General features: G+C 37.9%; 22 protein-coding genes, 1 pseudogene and 1 riboswitch. Of the genes and pseudogenes, 7 read left to right on the forward strand and 16 right to left on the reverse strand.

What is annotated here, in order from left to right:
- A pseudogene (locus tag BLW93_RS08840) lies at window positions 1–343 on the forward strand (DUF5689 domain-containing protein); the annotation flags it as partial.
- 35 nt (window positions 344–378) lie between these two features.
- On the opposite strand, the gene BLW93_RS07100 reads toward BLW93_RS08840, so the two are convergent.
- From BLW93_RS07100 to hpf, 16 genes are all read right to left on the reverse strand, one after another.
- A complete protein-coding gene (locus tag BLW93_RS07100) occupies window positions 379–1599 on the reverse strand; it encodes a DUF6175 family protein (protein WP_076713395.1) in 1221 nt (406 codons plus the stop codon).
- A complete protein-coding gene (locus tag BLW93_RS07105) occupies window positions 1596–2327 on the reverse strand; it encodes a FecR domain-containing protein (protein WP_076713396.1) in 732 nt (243 codons plus the stop codon). The genes BLW93_RS07100 and BLW93_RS07105 overlap by 4 nt, the downstream gene beginning before the upstream one ends.
- Window positions 2324–4162 (reverse strand): hypothetical protein, encoded by a 1839-nt coding sequence (locus BLW93_RS07110; protein WP_076713397.1) that lies wholly within the window; start codon window positions 4160–4162, stop codon window positions 2324–2326. Before BLW93_RS07110 ends, BLW93_RS07105 begins: the two co-directional genes overlap by 4 nt.
- Window positions 4159–5451, reverse strand: a complete 1293-nt coding sequence (locus tag BLW93_RS07115) for a PEGA domain-containing protein (protein ID WP_076713398.1) — start codon at window positions 5449–5451, stop codon at window positions 4159–4161. Before BLW93_RS07115 ends, BLW93_RS07110 begins: the two co-directional genes overlap by 4 nt.
- An 11-nt stretch (window positions 5452–5462) precedes the next feature.
- Complete coding sequence (locus BLW93_RS07120; protein WP_076713399.1) at window positions 5463–6548, reverse strand: hypothetical protein; 1086 nt, start codon at window positions 6546–6548, stop codon at window positions 5463–5465.
- Window positions 6548–7135, reverse strand: a complete 588-nt coding sequence (locus BLW93_RS07125; RefSeq protein ID WP_076713400.1) for an LPP20 family lipoprotein — start codon at window positions 7133–7135, stop codon at window positions 6548–6550. Before BLW93_RS07125 ends, BLW93_RS07120 begins: the two co-directional genes overlap by 1 nt.
- A 21-nt stretch (window positions 7136–7156) precedes the next feature.
- The gene (locus tag BLW93_RS07130) at window positions 7157–7795 is read right to left on the reverse strand and encodes a transglycosylase SLT domain-containing protein (RefSeq protein WP_076713401.1); all 639 of its coding nucleotides are present in this window, start codon (window positions 7793–7795) and stop codon (window positions 7157–7159) included.
- Between the two features lie 14 nt (window positions 7796–7809).
- Window positions 7810–8352, reverse strand: coding sequence for a murein transglycosylase domain-containing protein (locus BLW93_RS07135; protein ID WP_076713402.1), 543 nt, complete (start codon window positions 8350–8352; stop codon window positions 7810–7812).
- Window positions 8353–8701: 349 nt separating this feature from the next.
- Complete coding sequence (gene selD, locus BLW93_RS07140) at window positions 8702–9745, reverse strand: selenide, water dikinase SelD (protein ID WP_078058210.1); 1044 nt, start codon at window positions 9743–9745, stop codon at window positions 8702–8704.
- Between the two features lie 65 nt (window positions 9746–9810).
- Window positions 9811–10086 carry a hypothetical protein gene (locus BLW93_RS07145; protein ID WP_144444031.1) on the reverse strand — a complete coding sequence of 92 codons (276 nt, stop codon included), beginning with the start codon at window positions 10084–10086 and terminating at the stop codon, window positions 9811–9813.
- A gap of 87 nt (window positions 10087–10173) precedes the next feature.
- Window positions 10174–10494 carry a nuclease-related domain-containing protein gene (locus BLW93_RS09060; RefSeq protein WP_078058211.1) on the reverse strand — a complete coding sequence of 107 codons (321 nt, stop codon included), beginning with the start codon at window positions 10492–10494 and terminating at the stop codon, window positions 10174–10176.
- A 162-nt stretch (window positions 10495–10656) separates the two neighbouring features.
- The gene (locus tag BLW93_RS07160) at window positions 10657–11076 is read right to left on the reverse strand and encodes a 23S rRNA (pseudouridine(1915)-N(3))-methyltransferase RlmH (protein ID WP_076713406.1); all 420 of its coding nucleotides are present in this window, start codon (window positions 11074–11076) and stop codon (window positions 10657–10659) included.
- The gene (gene rsfS / locus BLW93_RS07165; protein WP_076713407.1) at window positions 11073–11426 is read right to left on the reverse strand and encodes a ribosome silencing factor; all 354 of its coding nucleotides are present in this window, start codon (window positions 11424–11426) and stop codon (window positions 11073–11075) included. Before rsfS ends, BLW93_RS07160 begins: the two co-directional genes overlap by 4 nt.
- Window positions 11427–11514: 88 nt before the next feature.
- Complete coding sequence (gene thiC / locus BLW93_RS07170; protein ID WP_076713408.1) at window positions 11515–12819, reverse strand: phosphomethylpyrimidine synthase ThiC; 1305 nt, start codon at window positions 12817–12819, stop codon at window positions 11515–11517.
- An 11-nt stretch (window positions 12820–12830) separates the two neighbouring features.
- The gene (locus tag BLW93_RS07175) at window positions 12831–13625 is read right to left on the reverse strand and encodes a sulfide-dependent adenosine diphosphate thiazole synthase (RefSeq protein ID WP_076713409.1); all 795 of its coding nucleotides are present in this window, start codon (window positions 13623–13625) and stop codon (window positions 12831–12833) included.
- Between the two features lie 84 nt (window positions 13626–13709).
- A riboswitch (TPP riboswitch) is annotated at window positions 13710–13816 on the reverse strand.
- Window positions 13817–13852: 36 nt separating this feature from the next.
- The gene (gene hpf, locus BLW93_RS07180; protein ID WP_245792006.1) at window positions 13853–14413 is read right to left on the reverse strand and encodes a ribosome hibernation-promoting factor, HPF/YfiA family; all 561 of its coding nucleotides are present in this window, start codon (window positions 14411–14413) and stop codon (window positions 13853–13855) included.
- A 72-nt stretch (window positions 14414–14485) separates the two neighbouring features.
- Here hpf and BLW93_RS07185 point away from each other — a divergent pair, with 72 nt between their 5' ends.
- The 6 genes from BLW93_RS07185 to BLW93_RS07210 form a co-directional block, all read left to right on the forward strand.
- Complete coding sequence (locus BLW93_RS07185) at window positions 14486–15451, forward strand: DUF814 domain-containing protein (RefSeq protein ID WP_245792007.1); 966 nt, start codon at window positions 14486–14488, stop codon at window positions 15449–15451.
- Between the two features lie 14 nt (window positions 15452–15465).
- Entirely contained in the window at window positions 15466–15936 is a 471-nt protein-coding gene (locus tag BLW93_RS07190) for a universal stress protein (protein WP_076713411.1), read from the forward strand.
- A 31-nt stretch (window positions 15937–15967) separates the two neighbouring features.
- Window positions 15968–16441 (forward strand): universal stress protein, encoded by a 474-nt coding sequence (locus tag BLW93_RS07195; RefSeq protein ID WP_076713412.1) that lies wholly within the window; start codon window positions 15968–15970, stop codon window positions 16439–16441.
- Between the two features lie 66 nt (window positions 16442–16507).
- Window positions 16508–17455: an NAD-dependent epimerase/dehydratase family protein gene (locus BLW93_RS07200; protein ID WP_076713413.1), complete on the forward strand. Its 948-nt coding sequence runs from the start codon at window positions 16508–16510 to the stop codon at window positions 17453–17455.
- Window positions 17456–17534: 79 nt separating this feature from the next.
- Window positions 17535–17810 carry a class I SAM-dependent methyltransferase gene (locus BLW93_RS07205; RefSeq protein WP_076713414.1) on the forward strand — a complete coding sequence of 92 codons (276 nt, stop codon included), beginning with the start codon at window positions 17535–17537 and terminating at the stop codon, window positions 17808–17810.
- Window positions 17811–17938: 128 nt separating this feature from the next.
- Window positions 17939–18376 (forward strand): transposase (locus BLW93_RS07210; RefSeq protein WP_245791970.1); only part of this gene is annotated, 438 nt, incomplete at its 3' end.

Consider the following 18376-nt stretch of genomic DNA (forward strand, 5'->3'; position numbering starts at 1 on the left):
GAGGCTAAGGAAGAACTTCAGGATATGTTCTCCAGGAGGTACTCCTAATGGTTTACACAAAATTATTGACACAACCCCTATTCCTGTTTCTATTGGTGATCTGTCGGAAAAAATAGGAGATCTTGTCCAGCTAAACAATGTTACTGTGGAATTGGTGGATACATCTTCGTTTGTTGTTTCAGATGGAACAAACAGTGTGGAAGTTTATTGCGGCAAGGCAGGTTTTAATCCATCCTCTCTCATATCTATCGGAGATACTGTAGATGTTACAGGTATTGTAGGGAAGTATAAAGATACTGTTGAATTATGGCCAAGAAGCACTTCTGATATAGTTAAAAAATAAAACAGGGCACGGGAGGGATAAATTCCCTCCCTTTTTTATTCAATTTCTATGTCTGTGTCACCAGAACCGGCTTTGATGATGAGGAGAGAGCCTGTATCAAGAACTTTTTCTAATTTTCCAGGACCAGAATACATGTCTTCAAGTTTCATAAATAGTTCATAGGCATTTGGTGTGTTTTTTATATACACAACATAAGTTGTTGCAGATTTTCCTGAAGCTAAACGTTTAATCGGTCTCCTTGAAAGTTTCCTGAATATCCTGTAAATGTTTCTGTCAACGTCTCTAAATTGATTTTCTGAGGAGAAAACTACAACTTTGAAAGGTTTTCCTTTTCTTGTTTCTTTGATCCACGCCTTTCTTATTTGGAGTGTAATTTTGTCTGCGAGATCGTTTGTCGCTTCCTGAACAACTGCTTCAGGCGATGTTACATTTCTTTCTGGTGAAAAGCCTGTTGAAGCACCAAGGAGCTTTCCTGTAGCTGTTTCGTAGGCTTTTGCCTCGGCTGATGCTTTAAGGAATGTTCTTCCGTATTTGTTTACTTTCCACACAGATGTTTTTACTTTTACGAAAATGTCACTTCCAGCTTGCATTGCTTCCATGTAGTATGGATCAGTTTTTCCTTCAAGAGCTGCAACAGTTTTAATTATCTTGTCAATCTTTTCGTTTCCTTCCGGCACGTAAACTTCGTAGTCTCTATCCTGAAGGTATTCTTCAATTACCGTTACCGCGAATTTTGAAAACTCATCTTTTGATGCTGGAAGGACGGCAATAAACGGTAGTCCAACTTCTTCTGAAATATCCTCAGTTGATTCTAATACACCCTCATCAAGGAGCTTTTGCTTTAGGGCTTCAACATCTACTTTGAACAGAAAAGACATCACAATGTAAGGACCTTCCTTCCTTTTTGACTTTGGTTCGCTTTCCCATCTTATATAATTTTGAGGGTTTCTTAAAATTTCTCCCAGTATAGCTTTTGCCTTTCTTCTCTCTTTTGATGTCTGTAGTAGTGGTCTATCACCACTAAAGAGAACAAACCATATGGCTGCTTTTCTGGCGTCGTTTCTTGCCTGATTTACCGTGCAGCCTTTTCCCGTGGCTAAGATGATATATTCTGCAGTACTTGAAGACTCAACAAATTGTGCTTCTCTTGAGAGAGGTTCAACGGTGTTTGGTATACGGCAGAGCTGTTTCCCTTTTGATGCACATGATGTTGATAGTAGCAAACCAACTAACAGTAAGGTTACTTTTTTCTTCATTGTGACCCCCAAAAACATTCAAATAATTTGAAGTTTTCTTCTATTTCTTCAGGAATATTGTCTTTAATGTAAACTTTGTTCCCTTTTATGGATACGCTTTTTCCTGGAGGAAGCACAAATTCTCGGGTATAGAATAGAAATTCCTCCTGAACTTTTTTCTTGTATTTTTTAAATTCTTCCATAGTTCTGTTCTGATATTGTTCAAACTCTTTTTGAAAATCGCTAAATTCTTTAAGAGTTTTTAATCTATATACTTTAAATTCTTTTTCAGGTGATCTTATAGATAGAGAACCTTTTTTGAGGAAAATGTTTGCATTTTGCTTGTCCACAGTTACGGCAAACATAGTACCTTTTACACCTATTATAGAAACTGGTGTTTTAACTGTTATGCCTGATGTTTGGCCATATTTTTTTATTTTGTACAGAATTGTTCCATTTTCCTGATAGATAGTTTTGCTATTTTCTATAAATAGGATGCTTTTTTCCAGCAGTACAATGTGCGTTTTTTCTGGAAGGATCACAAAAGCTTTTGATCTTCTATAGGTTTTTATTCGTGAGTTTACAGGAATCTCTTCAGGTGTTGTTCTAACTATTTCTCCCCTCAGGTTGTCGTCAGTAAGAATTTTGACACGGCCTTCTTTTTTAATTATTCTGCCGGCATAAAGGCCGGCAGAAACGTTTGTAGGTATGAAAATTAGCAAAAACAGGATATAGAACAATCTTTTCATTTTGCTCTCCTACAAGATGGTGGTTCAGAATAAAGCTTTGAAAGACTGCCCACGATGCCGAAGTGGTAGGAGGCACCGATAAAGAAGTTCATACCACCTTCAGTTTGAGCAGTTCCGGTGTACTGGATTCCCCATATATCTGTGTATGTTGTATCGGAAGATATATTGGCGGGATAGCCTATTTCACCGTTTATTTCGAAGTTTGCAGTCAAATTGTAAACAACGCCTATATGGGGTGTTAATGTAACTGCTCCTATAGTTAGCTTGTCTCCTGCTGTTCCGGTAAATTGGAGGTATCTGTATGACAGGTCTATTCCGGGGGTAACTGCAAACCCTGTTGTTCCAAGGTATATTCTTTTATAAATACCGAGACCGCCTTCGATATAACTGTCAGGCGATATTGTTGCACCTAAAGCGGGAATGTTGATGTCGTCGCCGCCAGATCCACCGCCGGCGAATAGTTTAAGCCACCATTCTGAGAGTGTTTTAGAGTTTCTAATGTAACCAAGATCTGCATCGATGGTTACTCTAAATGTGTTCCAGTCACCGCCGCCATCTGCGGTGTAACCTGCTACCTCTGTTACAGTAAAGGGTGTTGTACCAAATTGAATTCCGAAGAGAACGCCACTCCAGGGATGCTCTCTCAGTAGATCGTACTCTTCTACTTTGCCTCTTATAAGAGCGAATTTCGTCTTGTTTGTTGAATTAATTTCGCAGTTGTATGCTACCTCTCTTGCCTTGCCAAATCCTTTATAAACTTTCTTACCGTTCTCAAATTCATATATGTCAAACGGTGCGTCTATTCTTATAGTTTCTGCTACTCCAATTTTAGCTTTAAATGTTTTATCTTCCACCTCTTCTGCAGGTGTGAATATTGCGAAGTCATCATCTTCTTTTAGTTTCATTCCGGTGTTTATTGCGGCGGCTTTGACTGTAGTAAAGAGTACTTTGTTAAAGAGGTCCTGGTAGAAGGCTTGATTGTATATTGGCGCCTTTAGAGGTTTACTTTCAATGGTTGCACCTGAGTCTCCCTTGATCTCTTTGTAAAAGGTAAATTTCCCTTTATCGCCGTCAAATTTATATACGAGAAGGATTGGTTTAGCCTGTAAAGAGATTTTTGCGTTGTAGGGTGCTGCAAGTTTTTCAAGGCCTTGAGATATATTAAGAGAAAAGGCTCCTTCTATAGTTGGGATGTATGTTGCAAAAGCGAATCCTGAGTTCATTAGTTTTTCCGCCACTTCTGCAGTTAGGCCGAGTTCTTTAGCCTTTTGCGTTATAAAGGTTGCCTTTTCTTGTTCGGGAAGTTCCCTGTATCTTTGATCTAACGTGATTTCCATCAGTTTTTTCATTATTGGTGCGATATTGCCGTTTAGGTACCTTTCAACTTTTGATCTGTATTCGTTTAAACCGATTCCTTGTGGAATAGATGGTTGCGGAAGTTGAGCGTTTAGCGTGGCTTCGCCCGTTTTTGTCATTAAGATAACTTGGTCTGGAAGGATATTAAGCTTATCGAATCGTTGTGTAATTACATATTTATAGAATATTCTTGTTAACTCTTCGATTTGAGCATCTGTTATGGGATAGGTATAGACCGTGTTTCCCGTCGCGGATCTTATAATGCTTGTTATTACATCGGCGGCTCCCTTTTTAGTGTTGTCTATTACGGGCAGCCTAACGAACGTTTTTTGGAACTCGAGTTCACCAATGCTGACAGCGGTTTTTCTTTCGTATTTTTTCTGTGTTATATCGGAAGTTAGAGTAGTAGTGTTTTCTACTGCGAATACGTTTCCTGTTAGGGCGAGACAGATAGTGAGTGCAAAGAGTGCTTTTTTCATTTTTCCCCTCTTCCTAATTGCTCTGGATTTATGTTGTTCAGCAGACTGTTTAAAACGGCTTTTGTTAATTTTTCTAACTTTGACTTAAGTATGGAGTTCGCCGTTTCATCGGTTGTGAAGAAAGGTTTTATTTTCCCGTTTTTACTTATAATAGGTTGACCGTTAGCATAGAAAGTGGCTATTACTTCTAATTTGTGTTTTGTGTATCCCTTTACCTTGGAAGAGTAGTCTTTGACCGTGATGGTTAACTTATTTTCAGATTGGTTTTGAATGTTAAATCCACTATCTATCAGTGCTTTTTTTGCTATGTCTGTTACGAAAGGCATGTTTGCTTCTATAGCTACCGGGATGAATCCTTCAACCTTTTTAGGAAGTTCTATGGAGATATTTTTTATTTCCCCTCGGCCTATATAGATTTTCTTTCTTACAGTTTTGTAACCCTTCGATTTGATAGTTATGAAATACTCTTTTTCCGGTTCAAGAAAGATAATTTCTCCGGGTGAGTATTCCTTTTTCCCTATGACTATTACTGCGTTGGCTGGTATGGTGTTAACGTTAAGTCTTCCAAAGTTTAGAAGCTTGTCTATGTATTTTAGTTTTTTCATTGCAAAATTAATGGTATTTTTGTCATTTGCCGATTCTGCAAGAGATAGAAGAATAAAGGCTTGATCTTGTAATTTCCGCAATTCATCTTTTGAAAGGTGCAACATGTCCCTTTTCAGTGTGGATCTTAAGTAGGCGATAGTCTCCTTTAATCCTTCTTCCGTTATTATGGCACACACTTTGTAGCCTTCTTTCGTTCTTCCTAAGTCCTGAAATCTGAGTCCTTTAAGGATTGTCCTTGTTCCAATTACAGTTTGTGAGAAGTATTCGCGGGATATTTTGCCTTTGCTGAGGCTTTTTTGTGCAATTTCAAGGGCACTGACGTTTGAAAGTATGTCCTGTGATAGTCTTTTAACGGCGGTGCTTCTTGCGTCTCTTTGATCTTTTCCGTAGGCACACTCTTTTAGAACGATTTTTCCCGATTTGTACTGAGGAACGGTTTCAATTTCTTCTTCAAGAGAGGCTGGTTTTTCTTTACGAATAGTTTTTGGTGTTTTTTCGGATGTCGGTGATTTTTCAGGTTGGAATTCGTTTTCAAGTTCTTCAAATGCCTTTTCTGATTTTGATTGTATTGCTTGAATTTCAGCGTTCTGAAGTGTTGTGGTCTGGGAAGCAGGTTGTGAAGAGGCACAAGAGAAGAAAATAACAGGAAAACTCAGTGTTGAGATTAGTATTTTTAGTTTCATTATCTCCTCCCCTAAGGTTTTTTTAATTCGGCTATGCCTGCAAAAACGGTTCCAGAAGGTGAAAAATAGATGCCTATGAGTTCGCCTTTAACAACTTCTGTCGTATTTTCTTTTGTAAATAGAGAAATCCATCTGGCGTTATTTAATCTTACGGTTACCCTTTCAGTGTCTATCTCCACGCCTTTTGATTTTGCCATCTGTATTAGAGCGTTTTCTATAGCTTTTTTAATTTGAGCTTTTATACCAAAGATATTTTCGCCTGCAGAACCGATGTATATGTATCCTTTACTTTTGAGACAGAAAGGATCTATTAGCCAGCAAGGTTTCCCGTTTATGGTGGGATAGGGTTTTTTCTTTATATTTGGTGTAATGACATACACGAAAAGGCGTCCTTTTTTATCGACAAACATTGAACGTACGAGAAAGTTAATCTTAGGATGATCTGTTGCTTTGAAAGAGAAGTCTTTTATTGAAAGTTTATATGCACCAAGGGGCGTTCGGATACTTTTCCTGATTTCGGTTCCATTGACAGAGATGCCGTACATTAGTGCAAGTTTTTCAACAGCGTCTCGGACAGCGTAAAGGTATTCATCAAAAAAGTTGCTGGATATATTTGAAATTCCAACTGCTCCGGCATAACCTTCTATCTCGTAATTACAGAGCCATTTAGGTTTGCATTTTTGAAGACTTGGATTTTTACAGTCTTTGTAGTATTTAAAAGGTGGAGTCGGTTTTTTTAGTCCCGCAAAGGCAGCATATATTTCACCTGCTACAAATCTATCGTTTTTGTATTTGTAGGTTAGAAATGTAACTTTTTTGTTTTTTAATTTAACTGGTTTTTTATTTTTGAGTGATTTAATTGCAGTTTTACAGTTAATGTTGAGAGTTGTGCATAAACTTTGTAGAGCTCTTTTTTTAGCAAGTTGGAAAGCCTTTTTCTCTGTTATACATGGGTTTGAAAATCCAACGGAACCAGGAAAATGAGGCCTCCCCGGTTCGAAGAACCAAGGAGGCGTAACTTTAACTACTTTTTTATTGCCGCATCCGTATGATAGCAACGTTAGTCCTATTGTTATCAGGAGAGCCGCTTTTCGCATTAGTATCCTTTAATCTCTTTCTCAAGTTCCTGCTGAGCTTTGTATGCTTTAAATTCCTGGTACAGAATGTCTTCGTCTCTTGGTGACATCTCCATCTTTTGCGCCATTTTTTTGATCATATTCTTGACTACAGCTGGTTGAAGAGCTACTACAGAACATACAACATATCTACCGTCATCCGCACGGAACGTTTTTGTGTTTATCGGTCTGCTTCCTCTAAGGTATTGCTTGGCAACCTGCTTGGCGACTTCCTCAAAGGTGCTTCCCATATATCTCTTTTTACCGGCAACGGTTCTGCTCTTGTACCTTTTAACCATTGTCATAACTTTTACTTCAAGAATTCTTGCAAGTTCACTTCTTGCATCGGCAACAGCTTCTTCTCTTGCTATTTGAGCTTCTTCGAGATCATTGGCAAATACACACTTACACGCAGCTACACCACCTTCCATGTTTGCATACTTGTTACAAAAATCATCCCATGGTGTGCTTACAACGGCTGTTGTTTTTGGTGCAGGTTTTTTACCACAACCGCCAGCCATTACGGCTGCGCCTATAAGAGTTGCTACTAAGAGTTTTTTTACTTTCATCCTTTCCTCCCCTAAGGTTTTTTAGAAGTGTTTGTAAAATTTGATTCTGTTATAAACTTTTTTCACATAATTTCTCGTTTCTTTCATTGGAGCGCGTGTTACTAAAGTTTCGTAAACTTCTTCGGGTGTCATTGAATTTATCTTTTTTCTTGCTAAATATAGTTTGGTTGTGCCGGTAAAAGCCCTGGCTACACCTCCCGGACCTCCATTGTATGCGGCAATTGTGCAGAGTAATCTGCTTTCAGGGTTTTTGATGCCGGAGAAGTATTTGTAGTACAACAGGTAAAGGTAACCTGTTCCTATATTGATGTTGTTTTTCTTGTTAAAAAGGTATGAAGGTGTTAGCAACAGTGGTTTTCCAAATAGATTTTTTGTTACATCTTTTCCAGCTGTTTGGGGTACTATTTGCATTAAACCATATGCAGGAATGTATGAAACTGCCATTGGATTAAAGCTACTTTCTGTATGGATAATTGCGAATATCAATGGATATTCTACGTTATACTTTTGGGAGATTGCAGTAACAAGAGGTTTGTATTCTTTTGCTTTTATGTAAAGTTTGCTTTTCGGAAATTTAAAAATTAAGGAATATTTAACTCCCCCTTTTTCTCTTGATTTTGTTATTTTTGCCTTTTTAATAATTCTCTCAGCAGTTTCCACGGCCTCTTTATGTGTTATATTTTTTTTCCTGTTAGTACATCTCCGATAATACTTTCGTTATTTAGTCGGTTTACGGCGATAGCTCCCGATGTTGCCAATCTTAGTCTTTTGTCTGTATTTTTTAAAACGGGATTTTTTATGAAAGCTTCTTTTGTTTTTTCTGTTATTAAATTGGCGAGGTTTTTAATTAAAGCTTTTTTGTAGTTTTTAGGTTTAATTACTTCTACTTTTATGGTTCCGTTATTAAAATCTACCATTTTCCTCGATTTGTAATCTTTACTATATTCTACAAATACTTTTTCTGAAGGTACTATAGGGTTTTTCCATTCTTTTTCTATCTGCTTTTTATATGCTTCAAATTCTTCTTCCATTATTTTCTTATATGCTTCAAACTCTTCATTTATTGTCTTTTTATACTTTTTGAAACCTTGGTTATAGTTTTGGAATTCTCTATAATTGTTTTGGTAGTAAGAATTAAAATCCTCTGAATGTAAAATGGACGGATTAAAGAGAATGCATAGACTTATTATGGGTATCAAAATAGTCTTTTTCTTCAAGTTATCCTCCTGAAATTTTGAACCCCCTTATATTTCTAATTATATTCCTATTTTCTAATTATAGCAAGCACATACTGTTTTTTTAGTTTATTTTAAAGTCTCTTTATGTATTTGTAGATATACGATGAAAATTGATTTATATAAGCCTTTTTGTCAAATATTTTTACAATTATGGCTCTCAAATTATGAATTATAGATATTGAAAACATATAATATTGCATGACAAACTGTCATTATAGTCTATACTGATATAACTAAAAAAATAAAATCACTCTATTTAATATTGAATTTTAATGCTTCATATTGTGACTGTTGTTTGAGAAATAAAGTATTTCAATGCTTTCCATTGTTATTTCTTTACGTAAATTTTTCCTTCTCCCTTTTCTGTTATTTCTCCGATTTTGTAAAAAAGTGTATTCTTTTCTTTGAATACGTTTTCTATTTCAGATGTTTTATTTTGTGGGACGGAAATTAAAAGTCCTCCGGATGTCTGAGGGTCAAATAACAGAAGCTGTAGTTCTTCTTTGATGTTATTGTCAAATATTACGTTACTTCCAACGTAGTCAATATTTTCGTAAGTTGCGGCCGGGAAAAGCCCCATTTCTGCAAACTCTATTGATTGAGGAAGGAATTCAAAAGAATTTATGTTTATAGTAACGTTTACTTTTGAGTATTTCACCATTTCATATAGATGACCTAAAAGCCCAAATCCTGTTATATCTGTACAGGCATTGACGCCTATCTCTTTCATAACTTCTGCAGCGTCTTTGTTAAGTGTTGTCATGATTTTTGAAGCTTCTTCTACTGTTTTTTCATCAGCCATGTCAGCTTTTATAGCCGTTGTTATGACTCCTATTCCTAAAGGTTTTGTGTAATAGAGAATATCACCGGGTTTTGCGGTAGAGTTTCTAATAATTTTTTCAGGATGAACTATGCCTGTTACGGCAAGTCCGTATTTTGTTTCAAGATCGTCAACTGTGTGACCGCCTATGAGAGAAACGCCAGCCTCTTTTAGTTTATCAGCACCGCCCTGAAGGATTTTAGGCAAGTAGGATTCGGGAACATTGCATGAGGCGAACATCATCAGATTTATGGCAGTAATGGGAGTGCCCCCCATGGCGTATATATCTGACAGAGCGTTTGCAACGGCTATCTGACCGTATATGTACGGGTCATCAACGACAGGCGTTATGAAGTCAGCAGTTTGAATCAACGCAGTGGTCTCGTTTAACAAATAGACACCTGCGTCCTCTGCCGTTTCAAGCCCTATCAGGACGTTTTTATCCTTATATAAGCTGAGGTTTTTTAAAACCTTTTCAAGCCCGACCGGGCTTAACTTTGCACCTCAGCCAGAAGCTCTTACCGTTGTTGTCAACTTAAATTTGTCTGCCATCTTTGCTCCGTCAGTTTTTGTGGAAATTTGGTTAAATTTTAGCGTTTTTTATAATTTTTTGACAATCATAACAATAAGCCTTCCCGCCGAATAAATTTTTGTGATTCCAGCAGTAGGTTGCTTCTTTTTCGGAAATGCCTTTTTGCATCTGGCACAGAGATATTTTTCTTTTGTCCTTTCTTGATTCCAAAATAGGATAACCAGTCAATTTTAATGGGTTTATGTAGAATGAGGATTTTTTTACCAAAATTTATAAGTTGTTCGTAGGATGCAAATTTGCCGATTGTGGAAAAAGTGCCGGTGATAGATTTTATATTGCTTTCTTCTTCAATGAATTTCATTATCATATCTGCTTTTATTATATTACTTGTGTTAAATTTTGAAGGTCTTTTTACTATTGTATTAGGGGATACCATATTTACATTCATTTAAGAATCTGGCTTTATTCGAATAAATTTGCGAGGGTACATGTCTTTATTGGTTAATATCTTGTCTAAAAGATGGATATGCCTTTTATTTTGTTCTATAGGAGATGGGATTCCGATTTTGCTATTTTTGTATTTCAGTGTGAATTCGCTATAATCATTTATTTCCATATACTGAGCATAGAAATTTTTAGTTTCTATAGCATACATATCGTAAAGTCTATTGATTAAAAGATGATCTATTTGTGCGATTTGACCTTTGAATTCTATTCTTAAATCATGAATGACAACCCAATTTTTTGAATCCTTTAAATAATAATCTATGTAGTACGCTGCTGTTTTTTTCTCCTTGAATTCCTTTTTGGATGTTGTTGATCATAATATTTATAAGTGTTTTTTGACTTTGTGAAAGTTTGTATGATTTTAATATACTGTTTAGTTCTTCTATTGCTTCAGTATTCGGTTGCCATTTTTTTAATAACATCTTTACTCCCTGTGGTAAGGTGTTCCTTTTATAATTTGAAATCCACGGTATATTTGTTCAAGTAGGACAATTCTTGCGATGTCATGCTGAAGCGTTAGTTTTGATAGGGATAGTAACGTGTCGGATTCTTTTTTGACATTTTCTGAGAGGCCGTCAGCACCTCCGATTACAAAAGAAATGTGCCGAGACTTTTGTAACAGTTTTGCAAACTCTTTTGAGGTTAGTTCCTTTCCCCTTTCGTCAAGGGCTATGGTAAAACCTTTTGTTTTTGAAAGCAACAGCTTTCCTTCGTCTTCTTTTGTTTTCTGTTTCTTGACTTCCACAATTTCGATGTCTGTTAGTTTTTTCAGTCTATTGATGTAGTGTTCTTGAGCTTCTTTTAAATGGGGTGCTATCTTTCCAACGGCAATAACTTTTATCATTTTAAAAGCTCTACCGGTTCTATGCGTGGTGCATCTATCCATAGATTTTCAAGTCCATATAGTTCTCTTGTTTCAGGGCGGAATATGTGGATTATTATGTCGCCGTAGTCTATGAGTATCCAGTTACCGAGATCGTAACCTTCTACACTTAGGGGAATAGTTCCTTTTTCTTTTAGTCTTTTTGTTATTTCGTCTGCAATGGTTCTTCCGTGTATATCAGAAGATGATGAGATAATGAGAAAGAAATCGGCAAGGGCGCTTAATTTTCTAAGGTCAAGTATTACAGGCTCTTCAGCTTTTTTGTCAGAAGCTGCTTGAAGTGCTGTTTTAAGTTTTTCAATTGTAGCCAAGTTTACCTCCAAAAAGTTTTTAATTTCATTTTATTATAACAGGTTGTATTGGTATGAAAATGCCGCCGTAAAAGGCGGCATACTGCATTTACTTTTTCTTTTTGATGTATTCGTTGAAAGTTTTGACGGCACACAAATTACCGCACATACTGCATGTTTCTTCATCTTTCTTTGGTGCCCTTCTGTTTCTGTATTCTCTTGCCTTTTCGGGGTCAAGTGCAAGTTCAAATTGTCTTTCCCAGTCAAGGGCATCTCTGGCTTTTGCCATTTCTATATCCCATTCCATTGCACCTGGAACGCCTTTAACAATGTCTGCGGCATGTCCTGCAATTTTTGATGCTATAAGTCCTTCTTTAACATCATTAACATCAGGCAGTGCTAAGTGTTCAGCCGGCGTTACGTAACAGAGGAAGTCAGCTCCTGCTTTTGCGGCTATTGCACCTCCGATTGCTGCCGTTATGTGATCATATCCCGGTGCTATGTCTGTTACGATGGGGCCCAGTACGTAAAACGGTGCACCATGGCATAGCCGCTTTTGAAGTATGATGTTTGTCTCTATCTGATTGAGCGGCACGTGTCCTGGTCCTTCTACCATCACCTGTACGTCTGCTTTTCTTGCTCTATCAACTAATTCACCTAAGGTTATCAATTCTTCTATCTGACATCTATCTGTTGCGTCTGCGAGACATCCCGGCCGCATACCGTCGCCTAAAGATAGTGTTACATCGTACTTTTTGGCTATTTCAAGGAGGCGGTCGTAGTGTTCAAACAGTGGATTTTCTTTTTCGTTGTAAACCATCCATTCGGCAATAAGAGCACCTCCCCTTGAAACGATGTTCATCAGTCTACCTTCTTTTTTGAGCCGCTCCAGTGAAGATAGTGTCACGCCACAATGAACGGTAATAAAGTCAACACCGTCTTTGCAGTGTCTCTCTATAACGTTGAATAGTTCGTTAACGGTCATTTTCCCCATAAAGCCGTGCTTTTCTGTTGCTTCGACAACTGCCTGATATATGGGGACGGTTCCAACCATTACAGGTGAGTGCTCTACAATAATTTTTCTCGTCTTTTCTATCTGGGTTCCTGTTGAGAGGTCCATTACGGCGTCGGTGCCATACTTTATTGAAACTTCTAATTTCTTCAGCTCAAGTTCTATATCTTCAACGTCGGCTGAGGTTCCTAAGTTAACGTTGACTTTTGTTTTCAGCCCTTTTCCTATGCCTTTTGGCGTAAAGTTATCCCTGCTTCTGTGATAGATGTTTGCAGGAATAACAATGGTTCCATCAATTAACCCTTTGACTATATATTCAATGTCTCTTTTTTCTTCTTCTGCGACCTTTTTTACTTCTGCAGGGATTTCTCCTTTTTTAACAAGTTCAACAAGAGTAGCCATTACACCTCCAGTTAAGATTTAAGCTTTTGAGCTATTTCCATTGCTATCTTTTTCCCGGACATGAGCATACCTCCAAAAACGGGGCCCATTCTGTGAGAACCGCAGGTTGCATTTGCTGCCATACCGCTCACATAGATGCCCGGGAATACTTCCCTGCTGTTTTTGACAGTATCTTCTTCACCTACAGAAGCCCAGAGCGGTTTTTCACCGACCACGCATCCTGTTTCTGTATCAAGTCTTATCCCGGCCTTTTTTTGCAATGTAGAAACAATTGTTGCGTCATGTCCTGTAGCGTCTATGACATAATTTGATGTAACAACTAATGGGTCAACCATCAGTCCTGTCATATCAACGGTGCTCCAATTTATAACGAGGCCGCAAACTCTATACTGACCATTTACTTTTTTGAGCACAACATCTTCTGCTGTTACACCATTGAATATTTTTGCTCCGGCTTTCATCGCTTTTGATGCTATTGTTGTTACTGCTTCAACGGCGTCAGCAGTGTAGTATCCTTCGTCGTATTTCCTGTATGAAACGCTGAATTCATCGAGTATTTCTCTTCCCATTTCCTGGACAACTATTTCGTTGAAGAACATAGCGCCGGCCCACATTCCGCCACCGATGGAGAGTTTCCTTTCAAAAAGAGATACTTTAAGTCCTTCCTTTGCAAGGTAGTATGCGGCCACAAGACCTGAAGGTCCACCGCCTACAATTGCAACGTCAACTTCAAGGTTTGAGAGAAGCTTTTCGGTGAATCTCTCAATGATTGCTTTTGAAATTTTTACCTCACTGAGGTTTTCCATTCTATTCCTCCCGGTGTTAAGTTTGTCTTAAAATAAAAAAGCCGCTAACTTTTAAAAGTTAGCGGCTAAAATCCTGACGCAGAGTTAGGAATTTTAGCCGCTCCCTACGCCGGCATTACCCGGATCAGGTTCAAAGGGTTGTCCGGTTTTCCGGACTCTCAGGGACTATCGTCCCACCCCTGCGGCTTCAACTTTTAAATTTATTAAAGTTTTTTTACTTTTCAATCTCACCTGCAGGAAGGAATTTCTATAAGTCCTAAATTTCCATCTTTTCTTTTATAAAGAACTGCCGCTTTTCTTGTAGAAGCGTCACAGAATACAACAAATTCTCTGTTAGAACTGAGGAGTTTTACTGCTGCATCTTCAACGGTTATAGGCTTATAAAGTTCCGGTTCGACTTCAATAATTCTTATAGGTTTTTCTACTGTCTCTTCTTCTATCAGGGAGAATTCTTTGATGCCTTCTTTGTTGTTTCTTCTTGCTTTCTGGACTTTTTCTTTCAATCTCCTGAGCTGTTTTTCGGCTGCATCAACAACTTCATCTATTGATGTGTATAAATCATCAGTCTCTTTTTTGATTCTGATTGTATGATCAAAAATGTTGTATATTACTATTTCAACAGAGGCTCTGTATTTTTCCTTTGAAACGATTACATCAGCAAATACTTCTTTTTTCCCGCCTCCAAGATATTTTTCAAGACGGCTGAATTTTTCCTCAATAATGGACTTTAAAGCATCTGTAAGCTCCAAGTCTTTTCCGATGAGGTTTAGCTTGAGAGTTGCCATCATACCCCGTCCTCCTTTTTCTTTGGTCTTATATTTAAAGTAACGCCAAAACTTAAGTTTGGGAAGAGAGGTATTGTGAAAAAAGTTTTTCTCCTGTTTTCCGGTGGTCTTGACAGCATCATTGCCGCAAGATTGCTGAAACTTAGAGGATTTGAAGTTGAGGCTGTTCACTTTAAAACACCCTTTTTTGGAAAAGAAGAGGGTGAATTAAAAGAGCTTGCCGATAGAATAGGTGTTGAACTTAAGGTTTTTGACATTACAGATGAGTTTTTACCCATTTTAAAAAATCCGCCTCACGGCTACGGAAAGAACGCCAATCCCTGTATTGATTGTAAGGCTTTAATGCTCAAGAAGTTAAAAGAGATTGCGGGCGGTGGGATAATTGCAACAGGTGAAGTTGTAGGTCAGCGTCCAATGTCACAGAGAGCTCAAGCTCTGCGACTTATAGAGAAAATAGCGGGACTTGAAGGACGGGTTCTTAGGCCTCTTTCTGGAAAGCTTTTACCACCTACGGTTTATGAAGAAAATGGATTTATAAAGAGAGATTGGCTTTTAAATCTTCAAGGGCGTTCAAGGAAAAGGTATCCTGAGATTGTAAAGTCTCTTGGGATAGATGCTGATTTGCCTACACCTGCAGGTGGATGTCTTTTAACTCAACCTGCTTTTGCAAAAAAGGTAAAAGATTTAATTAAGCATGGCCATCTTACGAAAGAAGACATTGTACTTTTAAAAATAGGCAGACATTTTAGACTTTTTGATGGTAAACTTGTTGTCGGAAGAAACAGAGAGGAGAACCTTTTTCTTAAAAATTTTGCGAAAGGTGAGGATATTCTATTTTACACGGTTGACGTTCCAGGTCCTGCTGCTATTTTAAGACACTCTTTTTCGCCTGAAGATGTTGAACTTGCTTCAAGAATAGTGGCAGGATATTCTGACGGCAAAAACAGAGACGCTGTTCTTGTTGCGGTTGAAAGGAATGGAAAAAGGGAAGAAATTAAAATTGAACCCCTGTTAAATTTTGATTCTTACAGGGTAACCTGATAGGGGAGGTGAGGATGCCACTTTTTGAGAAGGTTTTATACTCTACGGACTTTTCTCCTCTTGCGGAGTATGCTTTTCATTATGTTAAGAGGCTCAAAAGTGCAGGAATGAGAGAAGTTGTAATCGTTCATGTTGTTAATGAACTTTCCGTTGAGCTTCCCGAGGGATTGGACGTTATGCAGGAAAGGGAAGCTATGGATGTTCTTTCCAGGGCAGATAGAGAGTATCTTTTAAATGTTATTGAGAGAGCTGAAGCTTTAGAGAAGGAGCTTAAAAATGATGGAATTTCTGTTAAACTAAAAATAATAGCTTCTTCTAATGCTGCAGGGCAGATAGTAAAGGTAGCAGAAGAGGAAAAAGTAAACATAATTGTTATTGGTGCTCACGGTAAGGGACTTTTAGCACAACTTATTCTTGGTAGTGTTTCTCATGATGTAGTTAGAAAAGCAAAGTGTCCTGTTTTACTTGTTAAAAAGAGAGATTAAGTAATAAGCTTTTTAATGTGGTGAGGTGAAGATGCCAGTGTTCACTAAGGTTCTTTATGCAACTGATTTTTCGCCGCTTGCAGAGTATGCTCTAAAATTTGTGAAGAAGCTTAAAAGTGCCGGGACAGAAGAAGTAGTAATCGTTCATGTTGTTGATTCAAGAACGACGGCACTTCCTGATGGTGCGGATCTGATAGAGAAAAAAACGGAGCTTGCGTTTGAACTTCCTGAAAATGAAGCAAAGCACCTTTACGAATTGATAGAAAGAACGATGGCTATAAAGAGAGACCTGGAGAAAGAGGGATTTAAAACAAAACTTTGTTTGAAGGCTGCGTCAGATGTTTCAAAAACTGTTCTTGAAATTGCCGAGAAAGAGAGAGTGGATGTTATTACTCTTGGTGCTCACGGCAAAAGTCTTTTAGCTCAACTTATTTTAGGAAGTGTTTCTCTTGAAATAGTTAGAAAGGCTAAATGTCCTGTTTTACTTGTAAAAAAAAGAGATTGATTTAGCTTTCACTATTTTTAAAATTTGGGATAATGTGTTAAATGAATCTACTTTTAAGGGAAGAGTATGAAAAGAACGCTGGTTACTGGGGGAGCGGGATTTATAGGCTCTCATCTTGTAGAGGCTTTAGTTAAAGAGAGTAGAGAAGTTTTAGTTTTTGACGACTTTTCTACTGGAAAAATTGAAAATATTCCAGACAGCAAGCTTGTTCACGTTGTTAAAGGGAATATTTCTGATAGGTTTCAGGTGGAAAACTTGTTTAAAAAATACCAATTTGATACGGTTTTTCACTTAGCAGCCATTGCATCTGTTGTAAAAAGTGTTGAAAATCCAGAAGAGACTCATAAAACGAATTTTGACGGTACATTGTATCTTTTACAGGAATCTGTTAAATGTGGTGTTATAAGGTTTATTTTTGCTTCTTCAGCTGCCGTTTATGGAGATCTTCCGAAACTTCCTAAAAAAGAGACAGATCCGGTTAAACCTTTAACGCCTTATGCCGTTGACAAGTACGCTTCTGAAAGATATGTAATTAACGCTTATGAGCTTTACGGACTTAAAACCACCGCTTTAAGGTTTTTCAACGTGTTCGGTCCCCGTCAGGACCCTGCATCTCCCTATTCTGGTGTAATATCCATTTTTGTTGACAGGGTTATACGTAATTTAAAAGGGGAAAATGTTGCCATAACAGTTTACGGTGATGGGAGGCAGACAAGGGATTTTGTGTATGTAAAAGATGTTGTAAAAGCTCTTCTCCTTGTGGAGAGATGTCATGAAGCAGTCGGGAGAGTTTTTAATGTAGGTACGGGGAAAGCTACCTCTTTACTTGACCTTCTTGATTATCTGGCAAAGATTGCCGGGAAACTTCCGCCGATTCACTTTGAACCACCGCGGAAAGGTGATATAAAACACTCTCTTGCCGATATATCGGAGTTAAAAAAAATCGGTTTTTCACCGTCGTTTACCGCTCAAGAAGGATTGAAACTGCTTTTTGAGTGGGAGATGGAAAAGTAGCTGATGGGGGAATGGGTACAACTGGAACGCTGGTGATTACGCTAAAAATTCGCCTTTTCAAAAGAAATGAGCTCGGGAATTGATTGAAAAACTTTCTCTGAAGGGAAATGAGCTGGTACTTGATATCGGTTGCGGGGATGGAAAAATAACTTTTGAAATTGCACGGCGCGTTCCAGACGGGTATGTTGTCGGGATAGACAGTTCGGAGGAAATGATAAAGCTTGCTTCTAAAATGTTTTCACCTTCAAAATATCCAAATCTCTCTTTTAGGTTTTTAGACATTCAGGAAATGGATTTCTCTGGAGAGTTTGACGTTATATTTTCAAACGCGGCACTTCACTGGATTATAGACTGAGATGGTCCCCTATTTTTGCACCACCATTTTAGCATCTTTAGTTAATACCTCCTTTCCGTAATAAATCTCATCCGGCGTCTTATAACCGAGTGCCTGATGCAAGGTAGTGTACGATATTTTGTGTAAGCTTGAGAAATGGGATAACCTCCTGGGGAACACCCCACAAATACCAACCCCAGGAGGCAAAAATGGAACTACAGAAGATTTTACCAGACCTAGTTAAGGAAGTGGTAAAGCAAACCTTAGAGTCAATCATGACGGCTGAAAGAGAAGTGTTTCTTAAAGAACATGGAGGAACAAAGAACGGCTTTTACGTTAGAAACTTAGATACTGTTATCGGTAAGCTTGAAAATCTGAGAATTCCAAGAGATAGAGAGGGAAAATTCAGAACAAAGTTGATAGAACCTTATAGAAGAAGAGATATCAATCTTGAAGACTTAATACTTGGGATGTTTGCCTCTGGTATGAGTGCAAGAGCAGTAGCCCAGGCTCTTGAAAGCGTGTTTGAACTTAAATACTCACCCTCAACCATAAGCAAAATATCGCAGGTAACCTTAGAGGAAATA

It is taken from the genome of Desulfurobacterium indicum, from assembly GCF_001968985.1.
Classification (GTDB): Bacteria; Aquificota; Aquificia; order Desulfurobacteriales; family Desulfurobacteriaceae; genus Desulfurobacterium_A; species Desulfurobacterium_A indicum.